The sequence below is a fragment of the Rhodococcus shunpengi genome (assembly GCF_048381395.1).
GTDB lineage: Bacteria > Actinomycetota > Actinomycetes > Mycobacteriales > Mycobacteriaceae > Rhodococcus.
The window spans coordinates 165,495-178,198 of the sequence record NZ_JBLWIU010000031.1 but is presented as its reverse complement, the minus strand read 5'-3'; the positions used below and the strand labels follow the sequence as shown (position 1 = coordinate 178,198).

Annotated in this window: 12 protein-coding genes; 2 read left to right on the top strand and 10 right to left on the bottom strand. The window is 69.0% G+C overall.

Features of this window, described 5'->3' with window-relative positions; all coding sequences use genetic code 11:
- Nucleotides 1–16: 16 nt before the first annotated feature.
- From ACNJ7K_RS18415 to ssd, 8 genes are all read right to left on the bottom strand, one after another.
- Complete coding sequence (locus ACNJ7K_RS18415) at nt 17–1,630, bottom strand: peptide ABC transporter substrate-binding protein (RefSeq protein WP_455409414.1); 1,614 nt, start codon at nt 1,628–1,630, stop codon at nt 17–19.
- 297 nt (nt 1,631–1,927) lie between these two features.
- Nucleotides 1,928–2,434: an Rv3654c family TadE-like protein gene (locus ACNJ7K_RS18410; protein ID WP_487042031.1), complete on the bottom strand. Its 507-nt coding sequence runs from the start codon at nt 2,432–2,434 to the stop codon at nt 1,928–1,930.
- Nucleotides 2,431–2,796 carry a TadE family type IV pilus minor pilin gene (locus tag ACNJ7K_RS18405; RefSeq protein ID WP_159416863.1) on the bottom strand — a complete coding sequence of 122 codons (366 nt, stop codon included), beginning with the start codon at nt 2,794–2,796 and terminating at the stop codon, nt 2,431–2,433. Before ACNJ7K_RS18405 ends, ACNJ7K_RS18410 begins: the two co-directional genes overlap by 4 nt.
- Before the next feature lie 18 nt (nt 2,797–2,814).
- Complete coding sequence (locus ACNJ7K_RS18400; protein WP_120281229.1) at nt 2,815–3,033, bottom strand: DUF4244 domain-containing protein; 219 nt, start codon at nt 3,031–3,033, stop codon at nt 2,815–2,817.
- A 46-nt stretch (nt 3,034–3,079) separates the two neighbouring features.
- Complete coding sequence (locus ACNJ7K_RS18395) at nt 3,080–3,655, bottom strand: type II secretion system F family protein (protein ID WP_455409415.1); 576 nt, start codon at nt 3,653–3,655, stop codon at nt 3,080–3,082.
- The gene (locus ACNJ7K_RS18390; RefSeq protein ID WP_487042030.1) at nt 3,652–4,455 is read right to left on the bottom strand and encodes a type II secretion system F family protein; all 804 of its coding nucleotides are present in this window, start codon (nt 4,453–4,455) and stop codon (nt 3,652–3,654) included. The genes ACNJ7K_RS18395 and ACNJ7K_RS18390 overlap by 4 nt, the downstream gene beginning before the upstream one ends.
- Nucleotides 4,452–5,624 carry a TadA family conjugal transfer-associated ATPase gene (locus ACNJ7K_RS18385; protein WP_230792508.1) on the bottom strand — a complete coding sequence of 391 codons (1,173 nt, stop codon included), beginning with the start codon at nt 5,622–5,624 and terminating at the stop codon, nt 4,452–4,454. Before ACNJ7K_RS18385 ends, ACNJ7K_RS18390 begins: the two co-directional genes overlap by 4 nt.
- Nucleotides 5,621–6,691 carry a septum site-determining protein Ssd gene (gene ssd / locus ACNJ7K_RS18380; protein ID WP_487042029.1) on the bottom strand — a complete coding sequence of 357 codons (1,071 nt, stop codon included), beginning with the start codon at nt 6,689–6,691 and terminating at the stop codon, nt 5,621–5,623. The genes ACNJ7K_RS18385 and ssd overlap by 4 nt, the downstream gene beginning before the upstream one ends.
- 344 nt (nt 6,692–7,035) lie before the next feature.
- Between ssd and ACNJ7K_RS18375 the strand changes: the two genes are divergently transcribed.
- On the top strand, nt 7,036–7,890 hold the full coding sequence (locus ACNJ7K_RS18375) for an HAD family hydrolase (RefSeq protein WP_372474241.1): 855 nt from the start codon (nt 7,036–7,038) through the stop codon (nt 7,888–7,890).
- Between the two features lie 455 nt (nt 7,891–8,345).
- Here the strand turns inward: ACNJ7K_RS18375 and ACNJ7K_RS18370 are convergent, their stop codons facing one another.
- Entirely contained in the window at nt 8,346–9,095 is a 750-nt protein-coding gene (locus tag ACNJ7K_RS18370; RefSeq protein ID WP_026061360.1) for a Fic family protein, read from the bottom strand.
- A gap of 198 nt (nt 9,096–9,293) precedes the next feature.
- Between ACNJ7K_RS18370 and acs the strand changes: the two genes are divergently transcribed.
- A complete protein-coding gene (gene acs / locus ACNJ7K_RS18365; protein WP_487042028.1) occupies nt 9,294–11,225 on the top strand; it encodes an acetate--CoA ligase in 1,932 nt (643 codons plus the stop codon).
- Nucleotides 11,226–11,288: 63 nt separating this feature from the next.
- On the opposite strand, the gene ACNJ7K_RS18360 is transcribed toward acs, so the two are convergent.
- Nucleotides 11,289–12,659, bottom strand: coding sequence for an MFS transporter (locus ACNJ7K_RS18360; RefSeq protein ID WP_487042027.1), 1,371 nt, complete (start codon nt 12,657–12,659; stop codon nt 11,289–11,291).
- Nucleotides 12,660–12,704 lie beyond the last annotated feature (45 nt).

Here is a 12,704-nt window from a genome sequence, read left to right as displayed (position 1 = left end):
CCCCACCACTCGTCACTCAGCCGACCGTGACCTCTTCGGTCACGATGTCACCGAACGCGTCGATCTTCACGTTGTCGACCCGGTCGCTCGTCACGGCCTGGTTCAGTCCGTAGAAGAGCGGCGTGGCGGGCAGGTCGCGGAACAGGATGTCCTCGGCGCGCTGGTATTCCACCGTGGCCTCGTCGAGGGTGTCGGCGTTGTTACCGGCCGACAGGGCCCCGTCGAACTCGGGGTTGCTGTAGAAGGTCATGTTCGACCCGGCCGGCGGCATCGCGGCCGTGCTGTAGACGGGAGCCAGGAAGTTGTACAGCGACGGGTAGTCCATGATCCAGCCCATCCGGAACGGACCGGTCATGCCCTTGTCGTCCTGCAGCGGCAGGTACTGCGCGAACTGCAGGTCGCCGCGAAGCACGTACTCGACACCGAGGTTGCTGCGGAACTGGTTGCCGATCGCGGTCATCCACTGGTCGTGCCCGGCTCCGGCGTTGAACCACAGATCGACCGGCCGGCTGCGATCGAAGCCGGCCTCGTCGAGCAGCTTGTTGGCCTGCTCGACGTTCAGCTCGCACTTGGCGCCGCAGGCGTCCTCGCGGTAGCCCTCGACGACGGGCGACCCGAAGGAGGCCGCCGGCGTGCGGGTGTCGGTGAAGATGGCCGTGGTGATGGCCTGACGATCGATCGCCATCGAGAATGCTTCGCGGACACGCGGGTCGGCGAAACGCTCGTCGTAGGTCGGGAACGAGAGCGCGGTGATGTCGGGGCGGGCGCGCTCGACGTAGCGATCACCGAACTGGTCGCGGGCGGTGGCCCAGGCGTCCGGCGGCAGGTCCAGCAGCACGTCGAGGCCGCCGGCCTGGACGTCGGTGTAGGCGGTGGTCAGTTCGGTGTAGACCTTGAACTGCACGCCCTCGGCCTGCGCCGGGTTGTCGCCGGCGTACTCCTCGTACTTGGTCACGGTGAAGCCCTGACCGTCGACGAAGTCCTCGTCGGCCTTGAACGGGCCGTTGCCGATCGGACGGCGACCGAACGCCTCGGGGTCGTCGAAGAACACCTCGGGCAGAGGGTAGAACGCGGTGTACCCGAGGGTGACCGGGAAGATCGCGAACGGTTCCTTCAGCTCGACGGAGATCGTCGTGTCGTTCACGGCCTCGAGGCCCGACATGGTCGTCGCGGCGGGCTCGGCACCGTCGGCGGCCTGCAGCTCGTCGTATCCCTTGACGTTCTCGAAGAAGTACGAGGCGCCGTACGCGTTGGTGCTCAGAGCGGTGTAGTTCCACGCGTCGACATACGACTTCGCGGTGACGGGAGTTCCGTCGTGGAACGTCCAGCCCTCGTTCAGTTCGATGGTCCAGGTCATCTGGTCCTCGGACTCGACCGATTTCGCGACGCCGGTGTACTCCACGTCGCTGGTCTCGTCGTTGTAGCGCACCAACGGCGTGAACAGTGACTTGAGGACCTGATTGCCCTCGCTCTCGGTGGTGTTGCCCGGAACCAGCGGGTTCTCGGGCTGCATGATGTGCAGGCTGTAGACGCCCTCGGCACCGGAAGCGCTGCCGCCCCCACATGCCGCGAGCAGGCCGGCAGCCACGAAGCCTGCCGACACGGCCGCGATTACGCGCTTGACCCTCAAGATCGATCCTCCCTCAATTCCCGCGGGACGGGGTCGCCGTCCGCGCAGGCCGCGATGGTCCGCGGTGTCGGTGTGGGCCACAGTGCGAACGATGTGCAGCCCGGAATGCCGGGGGACTCTGGACACACTTCGAGAGTCCGTCACGCGGCGTCCCCCGATCGGGGGACCGGAAAAGAACGAACGAAATACCTTCGTAATCAGACAGGAACACACGTCGCCTGCCGGATACGTCGATGCGAAAGGGTTCCGACCACGGAACCGACCCTCATCCCCGCACTACATCCGCTCCCGCACCCCTTACCGCTGCCCGACCGGGAACCGGAATTGCTTCGTCCACCACCACTGTGTCCACAATCGTCTATGACGACCGTCACACATAATAAGCACAGGTAAGCAATGAGCGCGAATCCGCTGGATACGGCCGCGAGCGACCCGCCGACGGCCACATCGGGCAGGACCGGCTCGCGCGACGGCCGTCGCCTCCTTCCCGTCGAAGAGGGCCGACACCGCAGCGGTGACCTCGACGAGCGCATCCCACTCGTGGATCTCGCAGCGCCGCAATCGCACTCGCATCCGTGTGGTGATCACCTCGCTCGCCTCGCAGGCCTCCACGACCCCGCGGTCCAGTGCCGAGGCGACCGCCACCGCCGCCAGGTCGGCCGCCGCCTGCGCACGATGACGTGCGACGACGACCGACCCGACGTGCAGCAACGTGGCCGTGATCGCGATGAGGCCGGCCATCACGGCGCAGCCGATCACACTCGCGCTCCCGTCGTCGCCGAGGAGGGAGGGGCCCGACCTCATCGCGTTCCTTCCGGCTCGCGCACCGCCACCGCCTCGGCCGTGAGGGTCAGCAACGGGAGCAGCGGACTCTCCGCGGTCACGACCGCCACGATCAGATCTCCCTCCTCGCGTACCGCCACGCGTGCGTCCGGAGGCGCGACTCGCATGGCCACCTCGATCGCCCTCGCCTGGTCTCCCCGCGCAGCGAGGCGGGCGGCTTCGCGGGCGGCGTCATGGCACCGCACCTGGTACGCGATGCCCAGCACCGCACCGAGGCACAGTACGAGCACCGTGACCAGGCTCGCGACGGCGAGAGCCGCTTCGACGGTGACCCCGCCTTCGTCCTCACGAACGAAGGCACGTAACCAGCGTCGTCCGAGCATCTTTCGCATGCTTCGGTGTCACACCGCCGTGTTCAGGGCACGCTCGACGATGCCCGTCAGCGCGGACACGATCGAATCACCGGTCACCACGGTGTACAGCACCGCCCCGAAAGCCGCCGCCGCAATGGTCCCGATCGCATATTCCGCCGTCGACATGCCGTCGTCCTGCACGACGAGCCCGCCGAGACGACCACGCAGGCCACGTGCGAGCCCTGCGTCCGGTGTTCGTTTCCCCATCTTCCGTCCCTCCCATCCGTGCGGCGCGGACCGTCCGCGCCGACGTTCACATCAGCCCCGCACCCAGGACGTCCCGCGCCAGGCCGACGACGACCGGCACGATGCCCAGGCACACGAAAGCAGGCAGAAAACACAGACCGAGCGGCCCGCTCACGAGCACTCCGGCCCGATCGATCTCGGCAGCCACCCGGTCCTCCGTCTCGGCGCGATGCCGGACCGCGAGTTCGGCGACGATGTCCGACAGGGGCGCACCGGATTTCGCGGATCGTCGTGCCGCGCGGGCGAAATCGTCCAGCACGTCGACCGCTCCCGAACCTCCCCACGCATCGGCCGGATCGGCTCCGAGCGCCAATCGGTCGGCACCTCTCCGCAACGCCGCCGCGAGGTCGGGTGGAGCAGACTCCGCGACGACCCGCGCCGCAGAACCGGCGGGCATCCCCGCGCGCAGGCACGCCGCGAAGAGATCGAAGGCGGCGGGAAGCGCGTGCGGGTCGGTCTCGGGTGTAGTTGTATCCGACTGATCGGCAAGGGTTCTCGTGGAGAACAAGCGGGTGGTTCCACGAGGTGTCGGCGCGACGACGAGCGAGGCCGCTCCCAGCAACACCGCCCACGTCGCGCTCATGTCCCCACCCGTGCCGCGATCCGATCCGTCCACAACAGACCCGCACAGACCAGCGCAGTGCCCACCACGAGCATGACGCCGCCGAGCCCACCGGTGAGAAGGATGCCGAGCGGAGCGGCGCCCATGAGTTGCCCGAGACCCACCCCGAGCACCGGCAGTCCCGCCAGGACCGTCGCCGTGGCCCGCGCGCCGGCGAGACCTGCCTCCGTACGGGCACGGATCCGCATACGCGCGGCCAGATCGACGCGCGCGGCCCCGAGCAGTTCGGCGAGAGCGAGACCGTGACGGTCGGAGACCGCCCACGCGTCGGCAACACGGTCCAGACTGTCGGCGACGCCATCGCCGTCCGACGATGCTGCAGCAGATCGTAATCCGTGTGCCGCCGACCCGCCGAGTCGCGCCCGGGCCGCAGCGACCCGGAAGGCACCGGCGACGGACCCGGCCGTCTCCCGAGCCGCCGTCTCGCACGCGTCGGCGGGATGCGTCCCCACCCGCAGATCCGCGATCACGGTGTCGAGTCCCGACAGCAACATCCGCCGTTGCCGATCGAGCTCCGCAGCGCGACGACGCGATCGACGACGCCCCACCACGGTCGCCGCGACGGTCGCGCCGGCCACGGCCGGCGTGATCCCCGCCCACACCACAACCGTCGTGAGCACGACGACCACCACCCCGGCGACGAGGGCGCGCGGTATCGGGCGCGGCGCCGCGTCGGGCACCCCGCGTCGCAGTCGACGGCGGGCCGAGGACGACGGCAGGACGAACAGCGCCGCCGCGAAGCACAGGAGCGTCGCGTTCACGGCGCGTCCCGTCGACGCAGGATCCGCTCGAGGGTGTCCATGCCGTGCTCGTCGCCCCTGTCGTGGGTCCATGCGGGCGTGACGATCACGCCCGCGACGGGGTCCCGCTCGACCACGCCGATCCCCACGAGACGTCGCACTCCGTCGCTGCCCCGATGAACGTGCAGAATCACCTGCACCGCTGCGACGAGCTGGCTGTGCAGCGCCGCCCGGTCGAGACCGCCGAGCGCGGCAAGGGCCTCGAGCCGCGCGGGCACTTCGTCGGGCGAATTGGCGTGCACGGTCCCGGCACCACCGTCGTGACCCGTGTTCAGCGCGGTGAGAAGATCGACGACCTCGGCGCCCCTCACCTCACCGATGACGATGCGGTCCGGTCGCATCCGCAGCGCCTGCCGCACGAGATCGCGGACGGTGACCTCACCGACGCCCTCCACATTGGGTGCCCGTGCCACGAGGCGCACCACGTGCGGGTGGGCCGGGACCAGTTCGGCGGCGTCCTCGACGCAGACGATGCGTTCGGTCGGGTCCACCGCGCCGAGCAGCGCCGCGAGCATCGTCGTCTTCCCCGCACCCGTACCGCCGACGACGAGGAAGGCCAGACGCGCGCGGACGATGCGCAGCAGCAATCGGTAGGCGGCCTCGGAGACCGCACCGCGATCCCGCAGTGCTTCGAGTCCCTGGGTCGCGGGTCGCAGGACCCGCAGCGACAGGCACGTCCCGGCCTGCGCGACCGGGGAGAGGACCGCGTGCAGCCGGACACCGAACTCACCGTGCCCGGGCAACCTGCCGTCGACCCACATCTGGGCGTCGTCGAGTCGACGCCCGGCGAACAGTGCCAGTCGCTGCGCGAGTCGTCGGACCGCGGCCTCGTCGGGGAAGGTGACCTCGGTCAGGTGCAGCCCGTTGCCGCGATCCACCCAGACCCGGTCGGGTGCGGTGACGAGCACGTCGGTCACCGCCGGGTCTGCCAGCAGAGTCTCGAGCGGGCCCGCTCCGGTCAGTTCGGTCTGCAGATGCCGCAGTGCCGCAAGCAGATCGGAGTCTCCGAGCACTCCCCCCGATTCCGCGCGCAGGGCCGCGGCGACGCGGGCCGGAGTGAGCTCCCCGGTCTCGTCGGCCAGACGGTCGCGGACCCGCGAGAGGAGGTCGTCCCCAAGAATCCCGGTCATGCCGCACGCCCCGGGCCGGCGCGGTCTGCCCCGACGGCCGCCAGCACGTCGTGCGCCGCACCGAGCAACGGCGAGCGTGGCCGCAGCCGCAGGCCACCGCGTTCGAGCATCTCGCTCAGGCCCGGCTCGGGACGCATCGAAGTGAGCACGTCCAGGCCCACCGCGTCCGCCACGTCGACGGCTCGCAGGCCCCCGGGTGCAGGTCCGCGGACGACGACTCCGGCCGGTTCACCCCGTGCCGAGAGCGTGCGGGCGACCCGGGCAGCGGAGAGCACCGCACCGATCCGGGCCGGCACGACGACGACAGTGAGGTCGGCCAGTGCGATCACCGCGTCGGCGACCGGGTCGAAGCTGCGCCCCACATCGCAGACGACGGTGGCTCCCGCTCCGCGCACCCCGTCGACGACCGACTCTGCGGCGACGGCGGTGAGCCGAGCGGTGTTCTCACGGTCGGTGGACAGGACACCCACCCCGGATGCCCACACGGGCACGGCGTCGCGCAGGGCACGCGCGGAGACCCGTCCGCCGTCGACGGTGAGACCGGACCACCGCACTCCCGGACGCTCCTCGAGACCGGTCAGGACGTCGAGTCCCGCGCCGAACGGATCGGCGTCGACGAGCAGGGTGTCGCGTCGTTCGTCGTTCCCCGCGGCCCAGGCCAGTGCGGCGGCGAAGGTCGACGCGCCCGCTCCCCCGCATCCTCCGACGACCGCGAGGACAGTACCGGCACCGGTCGAGGGCTCGTCGGCGGCCGCGACGATCGAGAGCAGTTCCACCTCCTCGGACGGGAGGGCGAGGACGTGTTCGGCGCCGACGGTCGCAGCGGCCTGCCAGTCCGCCAGACCGGCCGTCCCGCTGCACACGAGGATCACGCCGGGGCGGCGGGGATATCCGGCCGCGCATGCCGCTGCTGCGGACGCGTCGAGGACGACGATCGCCGCGTCGGTCCACGCCCTGCGGGGCACCGGCACGGACATCTCGTGCAGCGTGCGGTCGGCCGCCGCGACCACGCGACGGAGGTCGGCGACCAGCGCAGGATCGTCGACCAGTCCGAGGATGTCGTTCATGCCCGACAGGCTGCCCCGCTGCGGGGTCGTGAGCGCCGGGGGAACGGCCTCGGAAGCCCCACCTGTGGATGAATCGGGGGCCTGTGGACAACCCGGCCGTGCGCACCCTCGTCGCACCTGTGCACAGGTCGGCGGGTGTAGAAGACAGTACGAAGACGTGTGGGAAAGGCCCTCACACAAAGCGACAGCCCTCGCCAGGGGGGAGGAGGCGAGGGCCGTCTGCGTTCAGCCCCGGGGGGTCGGGCTGAACACAACCCGAGTATCGACCCGGGCATTCGCGATAGTACACCGTTAGGCGTGACTACTTGCAACTTCAAACACCGGCGCGGCGCGCCCCTATTGTGGTGATCGTGACCGACACGTCCGTGAATCCGTCCCGACCGGCCCCGTCGACGGGGGGCTCACCGGATTCGGCTCGCATCGCAGCGTTCTTCGATCTCGACAAGACCGTCATCGCCAAGTCCAGCGTGCTGGCGTTCACCCGGCCGTTCTTCGAGGAGGGTCTCCTCAGCCGTCGGGCCGTGCTGCAGAGCACCTACGCCCAGCTCCTCTACCTGTTGTCGGCGGCCGATCAGGCCCGGGTGGACCGGATGCGCGAACACATCGCGCACATGTGCAAGGGATGGGATGTCGAGCAGGTCGGATCGATCGTCGAGAAGACCCTGCAGGACGTCGTGACGCCGCTCGTCTACGCGGAGGCGAAGGACCTGATCGCCGATCATCGGGCCCGCGGTCACGACGTGATCATCGTGTCCGCGTCCGGCCAGGAGGTGGTGACTCCGATCGCCCGGACACTCGGTGCCTCCCACAGCACGGGGAGCCGGATGCGGATCGTCGACGGCCGGTACGCCGGCGAGCTCGAGTTCTACTGCTTCGGGGAGGCGAAGGCGGTCGCGATCCGCGAGCTCGCCGAGCAGTACGGCTACGACCTCTCCCGCAGCTACGCGTACTCCGATTCGGCCACCGACCTGCCGATGTTGCTCGAGGTCGGCAATCCGCGCGCGGTCAACCCCGACCGCCCGCTGCGCCGGGCGGCAACCGAAAATGGTTGGCCCGTTCTCACTTTCGCTCGGCCCGTACCACTCGGACGTCGTGCCCGTCCGTCGCCGCGCGCCCTGGCGACGCTCGCCGCGACCCTCGGAGCGACCGCACTGATACTGGGTGCCACCCGCCGACTGGCCAAGCGCCGGATGCGTTGACACTCAGGGCCGCTCACCGCGAAATCGAAAACGAAGCATTGCCGTCGGGGGCTTGCCGACATCTCGCGGACGGGGTAGAAAGGAGTTACGGAAGGACGGAAGGCCAAGACCGAATCGGAAGAGAAGATTCGATCTCCCGACTGTTCTTCCCAGCACGGACACCGAGTACCCACGCGAAGCCGATGCCACTATAAGGGCACGAGTGTTGTGGGCCTGCGAGTTCCGGATTTTCGAAGACGAGTTCCCCGCACCCGTTGCGAGGACGAATCGACGATACCCGGATCATCGCCGAGGCCGTTGAATCACAACCCATTTCAGCACGCATGGTAACTCGGACCGTCCGTGCTAGCGGGTGGCGGAATCGATCTCGATCGATATGCCACCCGCTTTCGCGTGCAGGGGGTTTCGCGCGCAGAGGTTTGGTGGGGAGGCCCGGCCGGCGAAGCCTCCGGCACTCAGCCGGCGAACGCCTCGGCGATCGAGCCGGCCTCACGAGCCCCGGCCTCGAGCGACCCGCAGCAGAAGAGCACCCAGCCGCCGACGCCCTCCACGGTTCCCGCCCCGAATCCGGCGACCCCGTCGCGGTAGGCCTGCAGTCGGCGCATCCAGTGAACCTCGGGTACGCCCAGATTGCGCGTGTCGAGTCCGGACGCAACGCACACGAGCCGGGACGCGGCCCGCGCGACGATGCCGTCGGCGACACCGAACGGCTTCAGAACGGACAGTTCACCGTGCACGACCGCAGCGAGAACCGGCGCCGGCGCGTTCGTCCCGCCCGTGACGAGTTGCGCGAGCCCGTCGAGACGCTCGGCGACCCCCGGTTCCGTCCGCGGACGACCCAGTTCCTCGGCGTCCTCCACCAGATCCGCGGCAGCGAGCAGGTGCAGGCGGGCGAGCGCCTGCAGCGGGGCACGTCGCCACGTCGCGACCATGTTGCCGAGCGCATCACCGTCGAGCGACTGCGCGACCCGCAGTGCTCCGGCCAGGATCGGGTCGCCGCTCTCCCCCGGCTGCGGAAGTTCCATCGATCCGCCGTCGATCGACGCCGAGGCGCGGGCGGCCCGCACCGATGCCTCCGCGGCGGTGTTCGCCCAGCCACGCCGATTGGTTCGGTGGCGATGCACCTCTGCGAGCGCGTCGCGGGCACGGTCGGCGGCGTCGCGTACGCCCGGAAGGTCGACGAGAGGCTGAAGAGGGTCGGTCACGCCGACGACGGTACCGGCGCGCATGCGGTGGACGGACGAGAGGTTCACCGGTCGTGTCCGAATGCCGTTCGTCGCGCGAATTCGACCGATGAGCGAAAGTGACGGGGTTGCATATCGATGCAACGGTGCGGCGCCGGTCACAGATGATTACGCTCACAAGAGCCCGAATGGAACCATCCCGGAAAGAGGCCCCGCATCATGACGAGCGCAGCCCAGGAGCACGAATCGAAGGCGTACCCGCCGAGCCCGGAGTTCACCGCCACGGCCAACGCCGGTCCGGAACTGCAGGCCGCGGCCGACGCCGATCGGCTCGGATTCTGGGACGAGCAGGCGAAACGACTCGACTGGGCGGAGCCCTGGACGGAAGTGCTCGACTGGTCGAACGCTCCGTTCGCGAAGTGGTTCGTCGGCGGCAAGCTCAACGTCGCCTACAACTGCGTCGACCGGCACGTCGAGGCCGGTAACGGCGATCGGGTCGCCATCCACTTCGAGGGCGAGCCCGGCGACAGCCGGTCGCTGACCTACAACGACCTGCTCGCCGAGGTCTGTCGCGCCGCGAACACCTTCACCGAGCTCGGCCTGGTCGCCGGCGATCGCGTCGCGATCTACATGCCGATGATCCCCCAGGCCATCGTCACCATGCTTGCGTGTGCGCGCCTCGGCCTGACCCATTCGGTGGTGTTCGGCGGCTTCTCGTCGTCGGCGCTGCGCTCGCGCATCGACGATGCGCAGGCCAAGCTGCTCGTCACGGTCGACGGCCAGTGGCGTCGTGGCCAGGCCGCGCCGCTCAAGAACGCTGCCGACGAGGCCGTCGCCGACGCGAAGTCGATCGAGCACGTGCTGGTCGTCGCGCGCACCGGTATCGACGTCGAGTGGACCGAGGGCCGAGACCTGTGGTGGCACGAGACCGTCGAGAAGGCGTCGCCGGAGCACGAGGCGCAGCCGTTCGACTCCGAGCACCCGCTGTTCATCCTGTACACCTCGGGCACCACGGGTAAGCCCAAGGGCATCATCCACACCTCGGGTGGCTATCTGACGCAGGCGTCGTACACGCACCACTACGTCTTCGACCACAAGCCGGGCAAGGACGTCTACTGGTGCACCGCCGACATCGGCTGGGTCACCGGCCACAGCTACATCGTCTACGGACCGCTGAGCAACGGCGTCACCCAGGTCGTCTACGAGGGCACCCCCAACTCGCCGAACGAGCACCGGCACTTCGAGATCATCGAGAAGTACGGGGTGTCGATCTACTACACCGCCCCGACGCTGATCCGCACGTTCATGAAGTGGGGTCGTGAGATCCCCGACGCCCACGATCTGTCGTCGATCCGTCTGCTCGGCAGCGTCGGCGAGCCGATCAACCCGGAGGCGTGGCGGTGGTACCGCGAGGTCATCGGCGCGGATTCGGCACCGATCGTCGACACCTGGTGGCAGACCGAGACCGGCGCGATCATGATCTCGCCGCTGCCCGGCATCACGGCCACCAAGCCCGGCTCCGCGATGGCGCCGCTGCCCGGGATCTCGGCGAAGATCGTCGACGACGAGGCCAAGCCGCTCGGCGCGGGCGGTAACGGCTATCTGGTGCTCGACCAGCCGTGGCCGGCGATGCTGCGCGGCATCTGGGGCGACGAGCAGCGTTACCGCGAGACCTACTGGTCGCGTTACGAGGACCAGGGTTGGTACTTCGCCGGCGACGGTGCGCGTTACGACGACGACGGAGCGCTGTGGGTGCTCGGCCGCGTCGACGACGTCATGAACGTCTCCGGTCACCGCATCTCCACCTCGGAGGTCGAGTCGGCGCTCGTGTCGCACCCGTCCATCGCCGAGGCCGCGGTCGTCGGCGCGGCGGACGAGACCACCGGTCAGGGCATCGTCGCGTTCGTGATCCTGCGCGAGCATGTCGAGAACACCGGCGACACGCTCATCAAGGAACTGCGCGATCACGTCGCGGTGGAGATCTCCCCGATCGCCAAGCCCCGCCAGATCACCGTGGTGCCGGAACTGCCGAAGACCCGGTCGGGCAAGATCATGCGCCGCCTGCTGCGCGACGTCGCCGAGGGTCGCGAGCTCGGCGACACCTCGACCCTGGTCGATCCGGCCGTCTTCGACGCGATCCGCGGCAAGTAGTCCCGCACGAGGAAAGGCCCCTTCCGGATCGGATCCGGAAGGGGCCTTTCGCTGTCGGTACGACTACACCTCGTCGAGCGACCGGTCGCGCGTCTCCTTGACGATGAGCAGCGCGACGAAGGTCGTCGCCGCGGCGATGAGCAGGTAGATGCCCACCCAGCCGACGCCGTAGCTCGTGGCGAGCCAGGTCGCGATGAACGGGGCGACGGCGGCACCGAGGATGCTCGAGACGTTGTAGGAGATCCCGGAGCCGGTGTAGCGGACGTTCGTCGGGAACAGCTCGGGCAGGATCGCGCTCTGCGGCCCGAAGGTCAGACCCATGAGCAGCATGCCGACGAAGAGGAAGAACAGCATGCGGCCGGAACTCATGCCGTCGCTCGACAGCAGGAACTGGAAGCACAGGCCGAACACCATGATCGCGCCCGTGACGACGAGCAGGGTCGAGCGGCGGCCGTAGCGGTCGGCGAGCCATCCGGCGAGGGGCACGGCCGCGGCGAAGAACAGCACCGCGACCAGCTGCAGCACGAGGAAGTCCGCGTACTGGAATCCGGCACCGTGGCCGCCTTCGGCGGGGGTCTTGCCCGTTCCGAAGCTCAGGACCCAGGTGGTCATGATGTAGAAGAGCGTGTACGTCGCGAGCATGACGAAGGTGCCGATGATCAGCTGACGCCAGCTGGTCTTGAACACCTCGGCGAGAGGCGTCTTGACCTTCTTGCCCTCGGCGACGGCCTTGGCGAAGACCGGCGTCTCCTCGAGCTTGAGCCGCACGTACAGGCCGATGATCACCATGATGGCGCTGAGCAGGAACGGGATGCGCCAGCCCCATTCGAGGAAGGCACTCGACAGGTCGGGATCACCGTTGTCGTGGCCGAGCGCCAGCGTGATGATCAGGAACAGACCGTTGGCTCCGATGAAGCCGATGGGCGCGCCGAGCTGCGGCCACATCGCCGCCCAGGCGCGCTTGCCGGGTTCGGCCGTCTCGGTGGCGAGCAGCGCCGCCCCCGACCATTCCCCACCGAGACCCAGACCCTGGCAGAAACGCATGAGCGCCAGCAACGCCGGGGCGATGAGCCCGGCCTGGTGGTAGGTCGGCAGCAGGCCGATGAGGAAGGTCGCGATGCCCATCGTCAGGAGCGAGCCGACGAGGGTGACCTTGCGGCCGATGCGGTCGCCGAAGTGTCCGAAGACCACGGATCCGACCGGACGGGCGACGAAGGCGATGCCGAAGGTCGCGAGGGAGGCGAGCAGCGCGGTCGTGCTGTTGCCCTGCGGGAAGAACAGGTGCGGGAAGACCGAGACGGCGGCTGTCGCATAGATGTAGAAGTCGTAGAACTCGATGGACGTGCCGACCATGCTGGCGACGACGATGCGCCGGCGAGGAACGCCTGCGACGAGCGAGGAGCCGCCGTCCTCCACTCCGACCGATGTGCTCACTGAACCATCCCCACTACTCCACTCACATTCTGAGACAAGATCCCA

Bases quoted from the DNA above. Each gene is read 5' to 3' on its own strand.
- ACNJ7K_RS18410 (WP_487042031.1), bottom strand. From the start codon at position 2,434: ATGAGGTCGGGCCCCTCCCTCCTCGGCGACGACGGGAGCGCGAGTGTG.
- ACNJ7K_RS18405 (WP_159416863.1), bottom strand. From the start codon at position 2,796: ATGCTCGGACGACGCTGGTTACGTGCCTTCGTTCGTGAGGACGAAGGC.
- ACNJ7K_RS18400 (WP_120281229.1), bottom strand. From the start codon at position 3,033: ATGGGGAAACGAACACCGGACGCAGGGCTCGCACGTGGCCTGCGTGGT.
- ACNJ7K_RS18395 (WP_455409415.1), bottom strand. From the start codon at position 3,655: ATGAGCGCGACGTGGGCGGTGTTGCTGGGAGCGGCCTCGCTCGTCGTC.
- ACNJ7K_RS18385 (WP_230792508.1), bottom strand. From the start codon at position 5,624: ATGACCGGGATTCTTGGGGACGACCTCCTCTCGCGGGTCCGCGACCGT.
- ssd (WP_487042029.1), bottom strand. From the start codon at position 6,691: ATGAACGACATCCTCGGACTGGTCGACGATCCTGCGCTGGTCGCCGAC.
- acs (WP_487042028.1), top strand. From the start codon at position 9,294: ATGACGAGCGCAGCCCAGGAGCACGAATCGAAGGCGTACCCGCCGAGC.